Raw genomic sequence first — 19,834 nt, 5'->3', positions numbered from 1 at the left:
GTTTTCCATAATTTTTTAAAAAACAAAAAAGGAACCGTCCCAATATACAGGACGGTCCATTCAATACATATTTAATTGGCCCTTAAAAGAGCTAGTTTATGCTTGGACGGTGTTTCGTAACGTGTGTTCGCACCATTGTCGCTAATGAAGTAGCCAGCGCCCACGCCGTACGTTCCGTTATAACTATACACACGGTAACGCTCACCTGCTTTAAGCTCACGGACAACAACCGCATTTCCGTCAGCGTCAAACTTCATCAGGTTCACGGAATGAAGAATGGAAATCCGGCCAATCTGGTTCCTCTTCATCAGTGTTCCATCCCAGTAAACAACAGGGACAGGCCTGTTCAGCAACTCTTCTTCTTTCTTTACTTCCTCTACGGTCTTGGCTACAATGCGCCCTTCAACTTTCCTGTTCAGGACGCCTCGCTTTCCAATATAATTCATTAGCGCTTCATCAAGGGCAGGGAATTCATTTACAATCGGGCTGTCCTTGAAGCTCGTATATTCGTCTCCGCCAGCTGCCATAAAGTCATTCGTTGCAACGAGGTATTCTTTGTCCATTTCCATTGGCTTGCCGTTGACCTTCAAAGAATGTACCCGATCGCCTTTTTCACGAGTAACATCGATTGCGAAAGACATTCCTCCAATATGAGGGAACGCGCCCTTTGGTTCAGGGTAGGAATCAACGCCATTTTCAATGCCTGCCTTGATTTGTGCGCCCGTAAGCTTCTTTGTGACAATGTAGTTTCCAAATGGAAGTACTGTGATTACATGGCCTTTTGTAATCTTGCCGACAGGGATGGACGCGCGGATACCGCCGCCATTTGTAATCGCAATGTCAGCACCTGTTAAATCAATCATCGCATCGGTGATTAGGTTTCCAAGGTTTGTTTCGCCGCCACGCACCTGGGAGCGCTCCCCGTCAAGGACAACGCCCGTTTCGCCGATTACCTGCGAAAGGATTTCCTTCTGGCTATCCTTTACTTTTTTAACAACGTCCAAGATTGCAGGGTCAGGTGTAACATCTTTCGCCTGTTCCTTTGTAATCAGGTGGGCTTTTTTATCAACAAGCTTATTTCCTTCAAATGTAAGTTCAACTACACCAAGGTTTTTCGTATATTCACCCGCGCTGACAATCAGGGTATCATTGCCCTCTTTCAAGCCTTCGACAAGTGTCGAGTGGCTGTGGCCGTCAACAATCAAATCGATCCCTGGCGCGCCCTTGGCAACCTTAATGGAAGTATCGGTACTTGAAGCATCAATGCCCAAGTGGGTAACCGCGACAATTACATCTACGTTTTTCGATTTTAGCTCGGCAACCATCGCCTTTGCTTCCTCAACCGGATCTGTGAACTGAAGGCCTTCAACGTTTTTCGGGTGGGTCTTATAATGTGTTTCAGGAGTCGACAACCCGAATATGCCTACCTTGATTCCGTCCACTTCTTTTATTTCATATGGCTGAAGAATCTGGGAATTATCCGATTTCTTCCTCACGTTGGCCGACAACACTGGGAAATTGACTTTCTTGGTCAATTCCAGCAAAGTCTGATAACCGTAGTTGAAATCATGATTGCCTGCAGCCATGCCGTCATAACCTACAGCATTCAAAACCTTGGCAATGCTCTCCCCTTTTTCCAAAGTGGCAAAGGTCGTACCGTGGAATGTATCCCCCGCATCAAGCAGAAGGGTATTTGGATTTTGCGCCTCATATTGTTTTACGAGAGTCGAAATTTTCGCAAATCCCATTCCGTCGGCGGAAGATTCCTCAACCCGCCCGTGCGAGTCGTTTGTGTGGAGAATGGTAATCTTCTTCGATGCTGCCTGTGCGGTTTCAACTGGCGATGCGAAATTCAAACCGAATCCCGAGCCGACAACGACTGCTGAAACGAGGGCGATTAGCCCTTTTTTCATGTTTTTCATTCTGCTCCCCCTAACAAGTATGTATTCTCAAACACTCCAATTATAGCGAAAATTAAGAGGAAAGTCCTTCATTTTTTGTAAATCTTAACACTATTTCGACAAAAATTCCCATTTGTTAAAATTGTAAATTTCCTGTAAATTTTTAAACGGATTTCTGCTATAATAACTAATTAAATAAGGCTATTGTTTTAATAGCTGGAGGAGTGTAGATTTGTTAACCATTCTTAAAAAATATTCTTCTATGATCCTATTGTGTTTGCTGCTCGCTCTGCCATGGACCGGGAAAACCCTTCTTTTTGTAAAAGAAACCGGCCTGTCACCCAGCTATGCGTTAATTTACCTATCATCCCTCGGCTTCGCGGCCATCGTTGCGAGCCTTTTATTGATAAAACGCAAGTTTATTGCAATTGCTTCAGCCAGTATGCTTTACACATTGGCCAGCCTGCTGCTCTATGCCGATGTCATGTACCAGCGTTATTATAATGCGATTATCCGCATAGAACTTCTGGCCCAGGCCGGGCAGCTGAAGGACATCCGATCCTCAATTATTTCATTAATCAGCGGCTGGGATTTCCTATACTGGATTGACGTCCCTTTGGCCGCGGTCGTGTTTTTCTTTTTTGCAAAAAGGAAGGGACCGGCTCAGTGGAAAAAGCCAGGGCTTGCAATCCTGTCCTTGGGGTTGTCTATTCTTCTCGGAATCTCGTTGACCGCCTTTAAATTCACCTACTCCGACCAGTATAAAATTTCGCTGGGTGGCGTTATCCCTGCCCATATGTATGACATTGGCTGGAATGTGTATAAAAAGGCGTATTTTAAACAAGCCCTCCTTCAAACAAAGAGCATAGAAGAGATCCGCGATACGTTTAAAAGCAGGCAGGAAATCCAAAAAGGATCCCCATACTTCGGAAAGTTCAAAGGGAAAAACATCATTATGGTGCAGGCAGAATCATTGAACACTTTCCCGATCGGCCTGCAGGTCGGAGGACAGGAAATCACCCCCAACCTGAATAGGCTAATAAATGAAAGCCACTATTATCCGAACACGTACCTGCAGATTGGAAGGGGGAATACATCCGACGCGGAGTTCGTCGCAAACAATTCCCTGTATCCGATTGGGTATATCGGAGCATATAAAGGTTATCCGAACAACCAGTATCTCTCCCTTCCGGATTTACTGAACCAGTATGGCTATTCGACGAGTGTCACACACGGCAATACTCCTGAATTCTGGAACAGGCAAACTGCCTATAAAAACCAGGGATATGGCGATTTTTATTATCGGGGCCATCCCGAAATAAAAGATGATGAAATTATCGGGCTTGGCATTTCGGATAAAAGCATCTTTCATCAAATGACAGCGATGTATAAACAGGAATCAAAGCCTTTCTTTAATTTTATCGTTTCACTCACAAGCCACCGGCCATTCATTCTTGATGAAAAATACCAATATCTCACACTTCCATCCGGGCTTGAAGGCACTGCAACGGGCAATTACCTGCAAAGCATCCGTTATTTTGACGATGCGCTTGGTGAATTCATTGCAGAGTTAAAAGAGGAAAACATTTGGGATGACTCAATCTTTGTGGTCTATGGGGACCACTATGGGCCGCTTCCAACCGATGAAGAAGAGCTGCGGAACCTGTTGGGCGTTAATTTTGATTTAAAAACAAGGTTCAATATCCCGTTAATCATCCACCATCCCGGGCAGACAGAACCGGTGGTGAATGGAGGAACCGGCAGCCAGATGGATATCTACCCGACGCTTACCGCCCTGCTGGGGATTGACGACCAGCTCGTCCAGCTCGGTACGACGCTTGATGCGAACCATAAAAGGATTACTGGTTTCGCGTTTGAAACAACCCGCTATTCTTTCTTTTCGGATGAATATGATTACATGGCGTCGCATGAAGGCGTATTTGAAAAGGGAATCTGCATTGACAACCGAACTGGCAAAAAAACTGATGTCCAACTATGCCGTGCAGGCTATGATTCGATTTACAAGGATATCCGGATTTCCACACTTCTGTTGGAGAATGACTATATTGGGAGAATATTCGATAACGGGACTGTGAAGGCGGCGGAGAAGCCACACAAATAGTTTGGAGACGGAATAAGAATCATCTAAAAGAAACCCCCTGCCAGGGATCCCAGGCAGGGGGTTTTTAGACGATATTATTCTTCCCCTCTAAGCTCTTTTAACTTTGCTTTGGATGGGGTTTCGTATTTTACATAGCCTTTCATATTGGTTACATAGTAACCTCCGCCCACTCCATACTGGCCGCCATGGGCACTTTGGTAGCTGTAAACGCGGTATGCTTCACCCGGTTTAAGAATACGGACAAAGACAAGTTTATTGCCGTCAAGCTTCCAAAGATTGATTGGCTTTTCGATTGATACCCGGCCGATTTGGTTCGGCTTCAGGTAAGACCCTTTCCAATAAACCTTGGGAGCAGGCTTTGTTCCAGGAGTATCTCCTGGCTTGTCGCCTGGTTTTGTATCCTTCAATGCAGGAAGGGTCAGTTCATATTTCGCAAATCCCGACTCCAGGGTTGTAGCGTATTTTACATCTCCGCCTTCAGTCAGGTATTTCTGTGCTTTTGGCGAAGATTCGAACGAAACCTTCAGGCCGTCCTGATTCTTAATTGGCGCGAAACTCCAGTTGTTGTCGGCGCTTGGGTTGATTACCTTTGTTTCTTTAATGTAGTCGATGATGACTTGGCGGTTTTCATCCGGTGATGCAAGGGCGATTTCCTTATTGGCCGCCACTTTGATTCCATTTGCGCGGTAGTTGTTTGTCGCAACAATGAACTCGGCATTCGGATTGATTGGCTTTCCGTCAAAACGAAGATTCTTGATGCGGTTTGCATCTGGATTGACCAGGTTTTGATCTTTATCGTATTTAGCAGGTTCTGTTACGTCAATTTCATACGTTACACCATCAATGACATCGTAGTTGTATGTCGGGAATGCTGTATCGACGAGTTCCTGGACATCCGTTGATTTTGCATCAAGTTGTTTGAACTGGCCAGCGGACCATTCGAGCCATTCCTTGATATCAGAGCCTGTTACTTTAACAGCGAATACAGTGTTTGGATACAAGTAAAGGTCGGCAACATTTTTGATTGCAATCGTCCCTTCATCGATATCTGTGTAATAATTAGCGCCTCCGCGGCCGCCAGCTTTGAATGGAGCGCCGGCTGAAAGGACTGGAAGGTTTTCGTATTTTGTTCCTTTAAGCGTTTTTTCTACATACCACTTCTGGGCATTTGTTACGATTTGAATGGACGGGTCATCCTTAGTAAGCGCAAAGTAGCTGTTGATCGGAGCTTTTGTCTCACCAACAGGCTTCCTGACATATTCCACAGTACCCTCATGCTCTGCTTTAATCGCGGCTTCTACTTCCTTATCGCTTGCAACCCCGGCAATGGAGCGCAATTCCGCTTTGGAATTGGTAACCTTCCATTTGCCATCTGTCTTGGAGATTTCCAGATCGATAACTCCAAGATTGTCTCCCCATGAACCAGGCATTGTAACAGGAATGCCATTGATCGTTCCTTTAGCATTATCGATTCCTTCCCCGGAATAGTTCGGCTTATCGCCGGCCATCGGGAATTTATTGTGTGAATGCCCTGTCAAAACGGCATCGATGCCAGGGATTTTTGTCAGATTGATCGATGCGTTTTCCGAACTTGTGCCAATTCCAGAGTGGGAAAGGACAACAATGACATCGGCGCCTTCAGCCTTCATTTTAGGAATGAATTCCTCGGCAGATTTAACGATTTCTTTCGCAATCACTTTTCCTTCAAGGTTTGCTTTGTCCCAGGTCATGATTTGCGGCGGGACAAAACCGATCACGCCAACTTTAATGGCATGCTTCTCGCCGTCAGTATCGGTTACTTCCTGGTTTAGAATTTTATAAGGAGTAAAGTAGTTCTTATCGTTAGTTGGATCATTGTCTTTATCGTCATGGTAAACGTTTGCATTTACGACAGGGTATTTTGCATCATCGAGGACTTCATCAAGGAAATCCAAGCCATAGTTGAATTCATGGTTTCCAACTGTTGCCCCATCAAACTTCAGAAGATTGAGAAGCTTCACAGCCGGGTGCTCAACGCCATCGGCAAGCTTCTGGACGCCTTGTACATAATCGCCAAGCGGGCTGCCCTGAATCAAGTCTCCGTTATCGAATAAAAGGGTGTTTGGCTCTTCCGCACGGGCCGCCTTGATAAGGGTGGCTGTTTTCGAAAGGCCGAAAGCTTCTGTTGGCGCATCTTTAAAATAATCATAATTGATTAAGTTGGTGTGAATGTCTGTTGTTTCGAGGATGCGCAATTTTACAACATCATTGCTGGAGGCTTCTGCATAAGCAACCGGTGGTGCAGCTTGCGACAAAATCAGCCCAAGGGCAAGCGTGGCGCTCGAAAGCGCTTTCTTTGTTGGCATTTTCATACTTTCATTCCCCTTTTCTTGCTATGTAATTTAAAGTCTATCTTCTGAAGCATTCTAATAGTATCACAGATTAACAATTTCCTGCACGTATTTACCTGTTAATTACACTAAATTTACTATACTAATATTTTAAAATAAGAAAATAGCACCAGCAATAGCTGGTGCATACCTTGCATAATGTATCATATTAACTACTGGTTTAGGTTTTCAACCGGAATCATGTAGAGATTCGAGAGGTATCGGTAATAGAGATTTCCCACTTCATCCTGAGCAATTTCGTAGGCACCACTTTCAAGCAGGAATGTAAATGACATGTCGGCGGGATTAATCCGGAAAAGCCGGCCCTCCATGGTTCCGTATACAAAACCATCTTTCCCTACTAGAAGCTTGGCATTGCTGAACCTTCCGGAAATTGCATTTAGTACTTTAACTGATCTGAATTTATTCAAATAAGGATTATATGCAAAGATTGTCCCGTCAGCCGCTCCCCAAATATCTCCGTCCGGTCCCTTTATCAATGACATGACCATTGTGGCCCTCATGGGAAGGAAAAAAAACTCCTTTTCATTCGGATTATCCGGGTTAAAACGGAAAAACTTTGCGCTGAATTCGGCACGTCTGTAATTAGAATGGATTGAGGTACCAGCATAGATGTACCCCTCATCAGGAAGCAACGAGATAATGCTTTGGTTTGTTATAAAGTCTTCGTATACCCTATAATCACCGGTTGCCACATCATAATCGAGCAGTAGACCACCTTTGATGGAATCCTGGGCATATGTCCCCGCAAACAAATGGGTATTATTATAGCCTGCCATTGCAGTAATTCGTTCCTGGCTATACTTGTCGAGGGAAATCAATTCCTTTATAGATGATTGGTCCCAGAACTCATTTGGAGTAATTTCAATCAGCCTGGCTTTTGGATAGGCACCGCCGTATAGTTTGCCATTCATTACGATCGCACTTTCAAGTTGGTTTACCCCTCCAAGTTGTACTCCCTTTCTTTCTATTGAGTCGAACTTCGTCAATCCGCCAGTCATAAATCCATTTACGTAAATATATCTCTGTTCCGAATCCGTAAATAAGGTATGGAGGTTCACTGGGTTCGAAGGCAAAATTGCCTTTTTAACCGTAACTACATTTGAAAAAGGATTATAGAGAAAATAATTCCCTTCATTATCAATTAATCCTGTCAGGATATTACGTGACGGATTGCTTTTTAATTGGATAAAATCAAGGGATAACGCAGTCCGTTTTCTTGGTAGCCGCGCATTTGTGTTACGGATTGTACCGGTTCCAAGATTATAAGCATAGAAGTTTCCATCGTATGTGTAATAGAATTCATTTTTCTCAGGCTCCTTAGGAGAGAATCCTCTTGAATCAGCCATGAATTCTTTAAGGAATGTCCCGCTAGAAAGGCTGTAGATATTTGCCTTCTTTGATGGATAAAACTTTACTACAAGCAAATCATCTATCTTTTTCATTTTTTCCGCATATGATTCGGCTGGGTGAGCGCCGTTTAAAATAGGAATTTTAAGGTCGCTAATAATGTCCCACTTAAAAATATCAACCAATGGTCCGGTGCTGATATACACGTACCTGTCGTCAGGTTCCACGGCGATGGACTTTGCGAACTGCTTCCCAAAGGAAGCCGACTTGATACTTTCCCTTTCACCGGTTATCTTGTTAAACGTAAATGCGGATGCTCCGTAGGCAGTTGAGCCGTACACAAAATAATCTGTGACTGCCAAATCCTGTATTGTTGTCTCCGCAGTTCCGGCAAGCATATCTCCATGGTCCTTGAATTCATCTATGTTTGGGTTATAACTGTAAAGATTCCCGTTAGTCGTACCGCCAACCCAGACAGTTCCACTGCTATCAACATCCATGGCCCAAGCACTTGTTGAGTTTCCAAGAGAAAAACTACGCTTCGTTTCATTTGTATTCAAATCAACCACTGCCAAAGAGGAAGGCGTACCATGAAGGATGACATATAGGTAAGCATTTCCGTTTTGATCCATTCCCGCCCTGGAGGCCAGTGTACTAAGATTGGAAACCTGAGGACCAAGGTCCATTGACTCCCATTGCGGCTTTTCAGGAGGTTTTTCCTGTATAGGTGGGGTTCCTTCATCTATTGGAGAAGTGACTGGAGGGATTTCCAGTTTCGGGTTTGCACATTTTACAGCATTCAGTTTTTGCTTGGAAGGCGTTTTGTATTCGACCCGTTCATCCCGAACTACATAGAAGCCAGCGCCTACCCCGAGATATTCTGCCCTGAAATTATAAATCCTGTATGTACTTCCCTTATACAGCATCCGTTCTATTTCAGGCTTTCCATCTACAAATCTATATAGTGGCGTATCTTCTAAAACCATTAGCTTGCCAATCTGGCCAGGCTTCAACTCAACCCCCTCCCAGTAAATCTTTTGTCCAATCTTAATCCCTGTGCAATCAAATTCTAACGCTTTTGCTTGATTGACAGGTAAAAGATTTATCATCATAGCTGCGATTGTTACCAGAAGTAAAAGGCGTTTCATTATAAAAAAATCACTCCAAGAAATGTCATATTAGTAAAGCATTATTTTATTATACCAGTAATTTCAATTACTGTATTAATATTATAGTTAAACAGTTCCTTAGTCCTAACTCTGTGAAACCACTAGTCTTTGGGGATGGCAGTTCACTGTACAATTCACTTCTTTTGAAAGATGGCTGTGATTAATATGTCTAAAATGAACATATTAGAGAGTGATTTTAGAGTACGTAATTCTTTCTCGAACTTCATTAAAAAAAGCCCTATTGGAATCTAAAAAATACTTTCCGTATCGTTTTGCCTAGGTTCAATCAAACAAGGCAGTATAAAATTTCGGGAGAGTATTACATGATTTTTTTTACGCTTCCAACGATTATTTTACCTATGCTGTAGTTCTTGAACTCAGAGACGTTACACGGTATGACATGGTTTCGTCCGAGAATTCATCTTACTCTTTTGTTATACTCAGTACTGTGATATTCCAGTTTATCTAACATTTTTCCTCTGAGTTTTTGGTCTCGGGCATCTTTGATAAATAGCAAGTAATATTTCATTTTAAGGAAATGCCAATATTTAATAATCATTACCATGCCACCTTAACAATATTCTTATAATCATTTATCGGCAATTAATAACTCACTGTTAAGAGCCCTTTTTGAATGGCATTCCTTCACAACGAAATTGGCAGTAACACTTCCGTTACCTTTTTAGTTTTATTTATTAAATCAATTGGCATTGGGGTATGAGTCCATTAAGTTCAACTGAAATTTATATTAATCCATTAAAAGGAAAAAGGACCTGAAAAGGCCCTAGAACATTTTTTCTCGAATAAAATTAATCTAAAGATGTGAAACAATCATTTCCGCCTCTCCTGAAAGAGCGAATTCTCCAAAATTTGAAGGCAGAAGAAAATGATCTCCTTTTTTAAAAAAATATTCATTTCTATTTTTGATTATTGTACCTTCTCCTTGTATTACGCTAACCAGTATAAAAGGGAAGGGTTGATCCAAACCTTTCCTACCTTCTAACTTCCACTTTCGTACAGTAAAAAAATCGCATTGTAAGAACGTAGTAACTTTTAATTCACCAAAATCTTCATATAAATAATTATTTACTGGAGGGGCTGATGGGATTGTTGTAACTTCTATAGATTGTTTGATGTGTAAATCCCGTAAATTTCCCTCTTTGTCTCTACGATCAAAATCGTAAACCCGGTAGGTAGTATCCGAGTTTTGTTGAGTTTCTAAAATAAGAATACCCTTACCAATAGCATGAATTGTCCCGCTGGGAACGAAAAAGAAATCTCCCGGCTTCACTTTAACCTTTCTGAGTAACTTATCCCATTGCCTATTCTCAATTAGAGCGATAAGTTCCTCTTTCGAGTTTCCATTGTGTCCAATAGTAATTTCCGCCTCATCTTCGCAATCAATAATATACCAACATTCTGTCTTACCACTATCATTCCCATGAATATTTGCATAAAAATCGTCGGGATGAACTTGAACAGATAGATCATCTGCAGCGTCCAATATTTTTGTTAATAACGGGAATTTTACTCCACTAATACCACCAAATAAATAACGATTATTATTCCAAAGCTCACCTAACGATAACCCCTTAAATACCCCATTCTTCACTATACTTTGCCCATTCTGGTGCGCAGCAAATGCCCAGCACTCACCTGTATTAGGTGAAGGAATATCATACCCAAATGAACGTAGCTTCTGGCCGCCCCATATTTTTTCTTTAAATTCAGGCTCAAAAAAAATAGGCTCTTTTAGTATCATCAATTACACCCTTACTACCTCTTTAATTTTAAAAGGAAAAAGGAAACAGATTTAGGTGTTTCCCCGTTTCCCCAACAATGTCGTAACAATAAATTTAATAAGCATTTTTATTTATAAAACCTGTTAAAAAAGTTTTTAAAATAATTTTAATGTCAAAAATAAATGTCCAGTTTTCCACATAGAAAACATCATATTTAATCCTATCTTCTATTGACGTATCTCCTCGCAGACCATTGACTTGCGCCCACCCCGTTATACCTGGTCTAACATGGTGTTTAATCATGTATTGAGGAATTTCTTCCCTAAATCTTTCAACGAAGAAAGGTCTCTCAGGTCTTGGACCAACCACACTCATATCACCCTTTAAAACATTTAGGAATTGGGGTAATTCGTCTAAGCTAGATTTCCGTAAGAAGGAACCGAAAATTGTAACTCTTGAATCATTCGCTGTAGTCCACTGATTATTAGAGATGTCGTTGTTCATAACTCTCATGGTCCTAAACTTGTAGATATTAAATGAACGACGATTTAAGCCTACTCTCTCTTGCTTAAAAATTATTGGACCTGGAGAAGAAAGCTTTACCAAGAAAGCTATTAAAATTAATAACGGAGAAAGTAATAGTAACACTATCAAAGAAAAGACAATATCAAATAGACGCTTAAAAAAGCGCAACTGCATTTCATCTAGTGGGACGTCCCTGATGTTAATCAAGGGCATTTCTCCAACAGAGTCTATTGATGGCTTTGCAGGCAAGAAATGATAATAATCAGGAATAATCAAAACTTTTATCCCCGCTTTTTCACAAGAGAAAATAATATTTTGGAACTTTTCATGGGCATATAAAGGTAGTGCTACAACTACTTCATCAACCAGGTGTTGTTTCAGCACTACATCTAAGCGGTCTATTTTATCTAGTATTGGGATTTCCATATTATCTTCCCGGTAAAAACCCTCTTGATAATCATCGAGAAAACCAATAATTTCATATCCTAGTTCCGGATGTTTTCTTATATTATTGTAAAACTTTTTACCTAAGGTACCGGCACCCAAAACTAGCATAAATTTTTTGTTATATCCCCTTTTTCTAAGTATCTTAAGAACATATTTAACAACAAATCGATATGCCACTGATAACGAGATATTAGCTAGTATAAATATCATTAGGTATATACGAGAGATATCAATTGTTCTTAAAATAAATAATAAACTCATAAAAACAACAACACTAACCAGATGAGCTTGACATACACGATATATTTCAAATGTATATGATCTGCGCCTTTTCGAAGAATATAGTCCAAGGAGAGCACTAATAGTAACGACTGAAATGGTGTAAAATAAATTCCACCTAAAATAATCTATGAAACTAATAGTCTCAATCCCATCGCTTAGAATCATAAAGCGAATAATCCAGCTTAGAAAAAAAGCAAGCTGTATTACGACTACATCGGTAAATGCGTAAACTTTAGAGAGAAAACGTTCATTTTTTCTAATCATAATTCGAGTCACCGACTAGTAATATACTTTTGTTTTTTTATATCTTCCCACTCTGTACATACACGATAAATATCCTCATCTATGAGTTCTTCTCCAATTTGAACTTCAATCATTTCAAAATTATTATGTGCTTTTAGGGCATGAAGCTCTCCTGGCTTTATTTCCAAAACACTTCCTGGAGTCAGAGTTATTCTTTTTCCATTAAGAATTGATTCTGCTTCTCCAGTTAAAACTGTCCAAATTTCTTTTCGTTTCAAATGGTATTGGTAACTAAGAAATGAGCCAGGATTGATTACAATCCTGCGTGTCAAAACTTCTTGATTGTTAAACTTAGTGTAATCAAGCACACGATAATATCCCCATTTTCGCTCTGCATACATAACTCTTTGATCGAGATTAGATATATGATCTTTTATTTTTGGACTCTTTTCTTTATCAGATATAAGTATTCCATCAGAACTAACAGCTACAATTGCATCATTAATACCAATGATTTTCACGGGAATATCCAACTCATTAATTAAATGTGTATTATTGGATTCATCACACATTGTGCCATTACCAAGAACATTAAATTTCATTTCTTCAGTTAACGTATTCCAGGTACCAAGATCTTTCCATTCGCCTTCATATGGTATGAATATTATATTGTTTGTTTGTTCAACAACTTCATAATCAAAACTAGTTTTAATTAAAGTACTATACACACTCAATAGTTGAGGATAGATGACAGGTAATCCTTTTTCTTCTAGCTTGGTGATAATTTTATCAAGCTTGAAAGCAAATACACCGCAATTCCAGTAAGCTTTTTTTGCAATTAGTTCTTTAGCAAATTCTTCGTTGGGTTTTTCAATAAAATGGCTTACTTCGCTAAAAAAATCAAATTCAGAAAGCTTTTTTGGAACAATATAACCATATTTTTCAGAGGGATACGATGGCTTTACTCCTATAAGCGCAAGTTCTGCTTGGGAGCAGTTCAGTGCATTTTCCAGCAAAGGCAGTTGTTCAAAGAACTTGTCATCAACATATGGGTCTACTGGAAGAACACAGATAACCTCATCCAAACCTATACCGACTTCGGAATATAAATAAGTTGCAGCAAGGGCAATAGCAGGAAAAGTGTCCCTTCTTTCAGGTTCCTCTAAAACTGTTATTTTATTGCCTAATTGATTGTTTAACATTTCCACTTGGTTTTTGCTTGTCGCAATAAAAATGTCGCTATCTGAATAAAAATTGGTAATTTGCCTATGAACTCGTTGAACCATAGATTCCAAACTATCATCTTTATCTTTCAATACTTTTAAAAATTGTTTTGATCTTGAATCGTTCGACAACGGCCAAAGGCGTTTTCCCGAACCACCAGAAAGTAAAACTAATTTCATGATGCTCTATCCTTCCATTTATACATTTTCCTACATAAGAAGATAAATTCTCCCATTATTTTACCACAATTTTGACATGAATTTTATTTAAATTGAAATTTATTAAAAAAGACAAATAAAAATACCCTCTAATGCAAAAGAGGGTATTATGAAAGAATTTCTTCTTAGGGGGATTATTCAATTTTTTCTGTCTTTAATTGCTTCCTCTCAAACCATTTTTATAATTCTCAAAGTCAAACACCAGTAATCATAAATTACTCACTTGTTATATTTAGTAGATTTATTCTTTTAAGGAACTCAGCAAATTTTAAATGAAAATTTAAATTCGAAAATAATTCTGCGTGTTCCCTAATTTTATTTACATAAAAATCTGATTGCTCGAACCTCTCAATCGCCATAATTAATGCATCTATTGTTTGTTCTTCAAATAATATTCCCGTTACATTAGGAATAATCGTATCCAATACTCCACCTTTTCCATAAGCAATAACTGGCTTTCCGCATGCCTGTGCTTCGACAGGAGTAATTCCGAAGTCCTCATATCCGGGGAAAATTAAAGCCTTGCAAATGTTCAGATATCTCTCTACAACCATATCGGATTGATAACCAAGAAATTCTATAGTAGGTCCGGCTAATTTCTTAAGCTTATTTATCTCTTCACCATCACCTATTATAACCAATTTCCTTTTTAATGCATTGCAAGCTTCAATTGCCAAATCAATTCTTTTATAAGGAACCAGACGACTAATCACCAGGTAAAAACCCTCATCTTTATCCGACAATTTAAATCTATCAATATCAACTGGTGGATAAATAACCTGTGATTCACGGTTATATATTTTTTTTATTCGTTCTTTTACCATATTTGAGTTAGCAATGAAATAGTCAACCCTATTTGATGAGAGTTGATCATATTGGCGTAAGTAATGCATTAAAAATGGGATTATTATTCTCTTTACCTTCCCTACGCTGGCTAAGTATTCATGATAAAAATCCCATGCATATCTTGGAGGGGTGTGACAATAACAAATATGCACACTGGATGAATTTCTTAAAACACCTTTTGCTCCAATGGAAGCTGTACTACTAATAATTACATCAAATTCCCTCAAATCTAAGGCCTCAAAAGCTAATGGAAAGAAAGGTAGATACCGGTTGTATTTCTTTTTGCTAAAAGGTAACCTCTGAATAAAAGTCGTTCTTATATCCATTTCACTAAAAGCAAAATCTAATTTATCTTTGTTTACAACTGACGTATAGATAGGTGCACTAGGGAAGAGTTTATGAAGTTCCAGAATGACTTTTTCTGCTCCTCCCATACCAATTAACCAGTCATGGACGATTGCTACTTTCATAAATCGATTACCTCCGTTATCACCTCAATTAGTTCTTTTCCACAGCGTTCCCAAGAATATTGTCTTGATTTCTCTAGACCTCTTTGCTGGTATACTGCTCTAATATTATGGTTATTAAGCAAAATTTCTATTTTTTCCGCTATGTCCCTTGGATTTTCAGGATCACAAAAAAGAGCAGAATCACCCAAAACCTCTGGTAATGAAGCACGATTAGAAGCAATTACAGGACAACCACTAGACATTGCTTCTAATGGAGGTAAGCCAAATCCTTCATAAAATGAAGGAAAAACAAAACAACTAGCGTTTTTATACAAAGCTTTTAACTCTTCATCAGTTACATATCCTACAAATTTAATTTTTGTAGAAGGTGGAATATCAGCCTCTTTGTAAATGGGGTTATCCCTGTGGCCAACTATTACAATTTGAACTTCTTCACTCTTGATGTATTTTAATGCTTCTATAATTCCATTGAAATTTTTATTTGGATTTATACTACTTACTGCTAATATATATTTTGTGCTCAATAAATCGTACTGACAAAGTATTTTATTATCCAGTTGAACATCATTCATATGTTCAATTCCTAGATAAACTACATTCATTTTATCTTTTTGAATAGGATAATATTTTAATAATTCATTTTTGGAAAAATTAGATACGGTCAAGATTCGTTTTGTTCGAAAAGGTAAGATACGATGTAGAAGTTGGTACCAAATTCTAAAAAATAATGAAAAATTCTCCTTGTTCGCTGAAGCTGCAGCATCATGAATAGTTAATACCTGATTAGTTTTTAAAACAGGAGCTGTATTACATAAATTAACTAGCAAATAACCCGACGAAAAAAATGGGAGCTCGAGTTGCTCCCATAATTGCCCTTTTAAATTACCTATCTTTTGTATCTGAATATTATTTAACTCCAACGAGTGTTGGTTTCTCCTTTGAATTAACAAAATAAACTCGTATTTTTCTTTATCAATAATTCCTTTTGAAATAAAACGGTCAATGATTTTGACAATTTCTAACGCATATCGCTGTACCCCAGTAATGGTTTGTGTTAAAAAGCGTCCATTGATATAAATAACTTTCTTCTTAGGATAATACTTTTTTATAAACATCCAGTGTTTCTTTCCCCACTCTTTCCCAAGAAAATAATTTTGATTGTTTCAACCCTTTTTTTGAATAATTAGTATGAATCTCCACGTTCTCAATTAAAACGCCAATTGACTCAACTAATTCATCCAGGTGATTGGGAGATATTTTTATCGCTGAATCACCCACGATTTCTGGCATAGATGAAAGATTAGACGTTATTACTGGTACACCATGTCTCATGGCTTCTAAAATAGGCATACCAAACCCCTCATATAAAGATGGAAATAAAAATAGAGAAGCTTTTTTATAAATAACGGATAATTCTTGGTCAGTTACAAATCCTAGAAATATGATTTCATCATTGAGTTTTAAATCGTCAATAGTCTTAAAAATCTCTTCATATTTCCAGCCTTTTTTCCCAACTAACACCAACTTATGATTGAAACTATATTTCCTTTTTGCTAATGCAAATCCTCTAATAATAAAAGGAATATTTTTTCTTGGTTCTAATGTCCCTACAAATAATATATATTGTTCAGGGAGATTAAAGCTATGAGTTTCTACACTAGCTACCGTATGATTAGCCGCAAGATGGACTACAGATATTTTATATTCAGGAACTTTATAATAATCTATGATATCCTTCTTGGTTTGATTAGAAACCGCTATAATATGATCTGCCTTTTTAATCGAGTATGGAAGCCATCTTGTATGATGACGATAAGTTATATAATCTGCCACTTCTGGATAACGAAGAAAAGCTAAATCATGTATTGTTAAAACCATTTTCGATTTATTTGTATTATACCCAATAAAGTTTGTTCCATGAAAGAGATCAAATTTATCTCCTATGTCAATAGGATAACTATGGAGTAAATCCGGACCTTGTAATCTTCTAATAACTTTATATGGATAGCTAGAATTGATTATATCAAACTGATCAATGTTTAGAGTAGAGTGCTTTTTTTTCAAAATTTGGTTAAACCAATATTTAATTTCTATCTCTTCTCTATTTCTCTTTAAAACATTAGTTAAATTATCTACATATTGGCCAATCCCTGTCTTTTCCCCTAATAATGGTTGAGAATCTAGTGCTACTCTTATCATTCAAACTTTCTCCTATTCTTAATTAAATACAAAATTAGAATCCATACCATTTTAAGTACAGATTTATCTGGAAAAAGTCTAATTTACCTCTAAAATTCTAACATCTTCAATTATCATCCCGCTTATACTATTTCCTCTAAGTCTAATTTCTAGATCATTAGTTGAAGGGTGTTGTATTTCAAAAGGAATTGTTAGTTTTATTTTCTCTTTTTTTAAATCGTATTCCCTGAAAGAGTATTCCTTTTCTCCAATCGTATTTTCCCCTAAATTAGAAACAACATCTAAAATTAGAGAAAAATCATCAGCAGATAAGCTTTTAAAATTACTTAATGTAACTTCTGCATAATATTTTCCACTGCCTATAGTCATATAAGGTCCAAACATTAAAAAACTGTTATTTTGTATTTTTTTTATTTGTACATTCCCATTAGAAGTAGGGTATGCCGAACTGGCAAATGAAAAATAAGGAAGTATATTTGAATTCAAACTCAAATTAGCCACTTTTTTAAAATCACTCACAAGTTTCTCATTTGAGTTATTATTAAAGCTTATCTCTAAATTCGTTATTTTAATATTAGTGTTTTCATTACCTTTTAAATATGGTGTTATAAAAAGATCAAATGAAAACTTTTCAACTTTTTTATTATTATAAAATTCATGTTCAACATGTTCAAATTCTTTAGATCTTTTAATAGTAGACAATCTTTCCTCTCCATTTAGAGTTAAATCAAATACTAATGAATTTACCATACTATAATCGTCTATTTTATAGTCAAAGCTAATATTCACCATACTATCTTCAGGTAATGTCAAATATTGGCCGCTAGAAATTAAAAGTTTTTTACTATTTTCTAAGGGAATTTTTTTACTTTTTTGCAAAGCAATTTTATCCATTGAATAGTTTCTAGAGAGTTCGTTGTTTAAAGCAGTAGCATAACTCATTATTTTATCTCGTAACTTATAATTTTTTATCTCCTCAATCTGATAATCTCCCTCAAACAAATTATTTTTATAATTAATTTGAGTTAAATCTCCATGACTATTAACTTGATAAACAATACCTTTATTTTTTATATAATAAATCTTTCCATCATAATGAGTTGAGAACATTATTGGTCTTTCTTGTTCATAATTCCTAAAAATACTTCTTCCATTCAATTCAGAAGAAAGACCAAGATAATCTAATATTGATGGCAATATATCGATTTGCCCATATACTCCTTTATTTATGATAGGTCCATCAATATTAGGATCATATGCTAACAGAAAACCCCAATTTGAGCCTAAAGGTTGACCATTTACACCATGTGACTCATCAGAAGTAAATAATATTAAAGTATCTTCAGTTATACCTGACTTTTCAAGAGAATCTAAAAAACTACTTAAAGAATCATCCAAATATTTAACAGCAGCCTCCTTAGGGCCTGGAAATTCTTTTTCTAGTTCTGGAGGAAATGCGTACGGATGATGTGTACCTACAGTTAACATGGTAGTAAACCATGGCTTTTCTCGATTGTTTAATTCATTAAGATATTCAAAAGATTGTTCAAAAAAAGCCTTATCATCTATACCCCAACCAAATTCTATATATTGGTATTTAAAATTATCCTCACCTAAAATTGTATTAAATCCTGCATCCATTGCAAACTGTTCCTTAGACATAAATTCAAGTGGAGCAGCCTGTAAGAATACTGTATTATAACCTTGTTTCCTCAAGATACTTGGGAGCATATCATCCTTATTTTCGGATTGAGAGTATTCTGTAGCTTTTGGAGTAGATGCATCTAATTTTGGATATTTTCCGCTAAGAATAGTATACAGACCTCTTATTGTTTGATTATTATGAGTAATAAGATTAGGTATTACAACAGAATGATTATAGATTTTTTCAAAACTATTAATTTTTGTATCATAGTCAAATCCATTTTTCTTTTGAACTTCTTCAAGATACGCACCTGGAATCCCCTCAAGCACTACCAATAGAACGTTTTCTTTCGATGAATATTCTTTTCCTAGTGGAATCTGTTGCCCATCAACTACCTTATTATATGAATAAAAGTCATCATAAATTTTTTTATAATCAATGGATGCATCGGCAGATAAAGAAATTTGCTTATTAAAGCTATTCATTATAGATAGTAAAATAAAATTACTTTTCTCCCAACTTGATGTCGTTGAGACAAATTGTAAACCCCAAAAGCTGACTAGTGTAATTAGTAAATACTTATTACTGGGATATCTACAATGTTGATTTTTACTTAAATAATGTAATGTTACAAAAAATAAAATTGAAGCTAAAAATAAAATTAAAGTATACATCAGAAAATTTAAAGAAAGGCTTCCTTTAATAAACTCCGTATCTTGAAGATAATGTATATCATTTATATTAATAACTCCATTTAAAGCATAAATATATTCCATATTAGAGATATGGAATATATTTATGACTAGCAGGAAAACACTTGCAATTATTTTAGTTTTCTTGAAAATAAAGAAACTAATAAATAAAACCAGAACTGCAAATGATAAATCAAGTAATACTGGTATAATTAATTCAACTTTCTCTAATTTTAATTCCTTAGTATCAATCAGGACAAACCTTCCAGAACAAAAAGAAATTAAATATAAAATAATGGATATTGGTAAAACTTTTTTTTGCAATTTAAATCAACTCTTTAATATTTATTTCTTCATCAATTTGCTTAA

The 19,834-nt window shown here is 37.2% G+C and carries 11 protein-coding genes; 1 reads left to right on the top strand and 10 read right to left on the bottom strand.

All coding sequences use genetic code 11. From position 1 onward, the window contains the following. Positions 1–71: 71 nt before the first annotated feature. A complete protein-coding gene (locus DRW41_RS06895) occupies positions 72–1,922 on the bottom strand; it encodes a bifunctional metallophosphatase/5'-nucleotidase (protein ID WP_115451236.1) in 1,851 nt (616 codons plus the stop codon). A gap of 241 nt (positions 1,923–2,163) precedes the next feature. Between DRW41_RS06895 and DRW41_RS06890 the strand changes: the two genes are divergently transcribed. Further along, entirely contained in the window at positions 2,164–4,023 is a 1,860-nt protein-coding gene (locus tag DRW41_RS06890) for an LTA synthase family protein (RefSeq protein WP_142752189.1), read from the top strand. A 74-nt stretch (positions 4,024–4,097) separates the two neighbouring features. Here the strand turns inward: DRW41_RS06890 and DRW41_RS06885 are convergent, their stop codons facing one another. From DRW41_RS06885 to DRW41_RS06845, 9 genes are all read right to left on the bottom strand, one after another. Further along, positions 4,098–6,374 carry a bifunctional 2',3'-cyclic-nucleotide 2'-phosphodiesterase/3'-nucleotidase gene (locus DRW41_RS06885; protein WP_115451234.1) on the bottom strand — a complete coding sequence of 759 codons (2,277 nt, stop codon included), beginning with the start codon at positions 6,372–6,374 and terminating at the stop codon, positions 4,098–4,100. A gap of 191 nt (positions 6,375–6,565) precedes the next feature. After that, positions 6,566–8,872 carry a YncE family protein gene (locus tag DRW41_RS06880; protein WP_222928838.1) on the bottom strand — a complete coding sequence of 769 codons (2,307 nt, stop codon included), beginning with the start codon at positions 8,870–8,872 and terminating at the stop codon, positions 6,566–6,568. Positions 8,873–9,746: 874 nt separating this feature from the next. Next, a complete protein-coding gene (gene manA, locus DRW41_RS06875; RefSeq protein ID WP_115451232.1) occupies positions 9,747–10,694 on the bottom strand; it encodes a mannose-6-phosphate isomerase, class I in 948 nt (315 codons plus the stop codon). Between the two features lie 94 nt (positions 10,695–10,788). Beyond that, on the bottom strand, positions 10,789–12,192 hold the full coding sequence (locus DRW41_RS06870) for an undecaprenyl-phosphate glucose phosphotransferase (RefSeq protein ID WP_115451231.1): 1,404 nt from the start codon (positions 12,190–12,192) through the stop codon (positions 10,789–10,791). Positions 12,193–12,200: 8 nt separating this feature from the next. Further along, positions 12,201–13,574, bottom strand: coding sequence for a sugar phosphate nucleotidyltransferase (locus DRW41_RS06865; RefSeq protein WP_115451230.1), 1,374 nt, complete (start codon positions 13,572–13,574; stop codon positions 12,201–12,203). Between the two features lie 254 nt (positions 13,575–13,828). Next, complete coding sequence (locus DRW41_RS06860) at positions 13,829–14,929, bottom strand: glycosyltransferase (RefSeq protein ID WP_115451229.1); 1,101 nt, start codon at positions 14,927–14,929, stop codon at positions 13,829–13,831. After that, positions 14,926–16,044, bottom strand: a complete 1,119-nt coding sequence (locus tag DRW41_RS06855; protein ID WP_115451228.1) for a glycosyltransferase family 4 protein — start codon at positions 16,042–16,044, stop codon at positions 14,926–14,928. The genes DRW41_RS06860 and DRW41_RS06855 overlap by 4 nt, the downstream gene beginning before the upstream one ends. Further along, positions 16,019–17,128 (bottom strand): glycosyltransferase family 4 protein, encoded by a 1,110-nt coding sequence (locus tag DRW41_RS06850; RefSeq protein ID WP_115451227.1) that lies wholly within the window; start codon positions 17,126–17,128, stop codon positions 16,019–16,021. The genes DRW41_RS06855 and DRW41_RS06850 overlap by 26 nt, the downstream gene beginning before the upstream one ends. Before the next feature lie 78 nt (positions 17,129–17,206). Further along, positions 17,207–19,789: an LTA synthase family protein gene (locus tag DRW41_RS06845; protein ID WP_115451226.1), complete on the bottom strand. Its 2,583-nt coding sequence runs from the start codon at positions 19,787–19,789 to the stop codon at positions 17,207–17,209. Between the last annotated feature and the right edge of the window lie 45 nt (positions 19,790–19,834).

Source organism: Neobacillus piezotolerans, assembly GCF_003362805.1.
Classification (GTDB): Bacteria; Bacillota; Bacilli; order Bacillales; family Cytobacillaceae; genus Bacillus_D; species Bacillus_D piezotolerans.
Note: the sequence above shows the minus strand (reverse complement) of the source record. Positions and strands in the feature narration are given on the sequence as shown.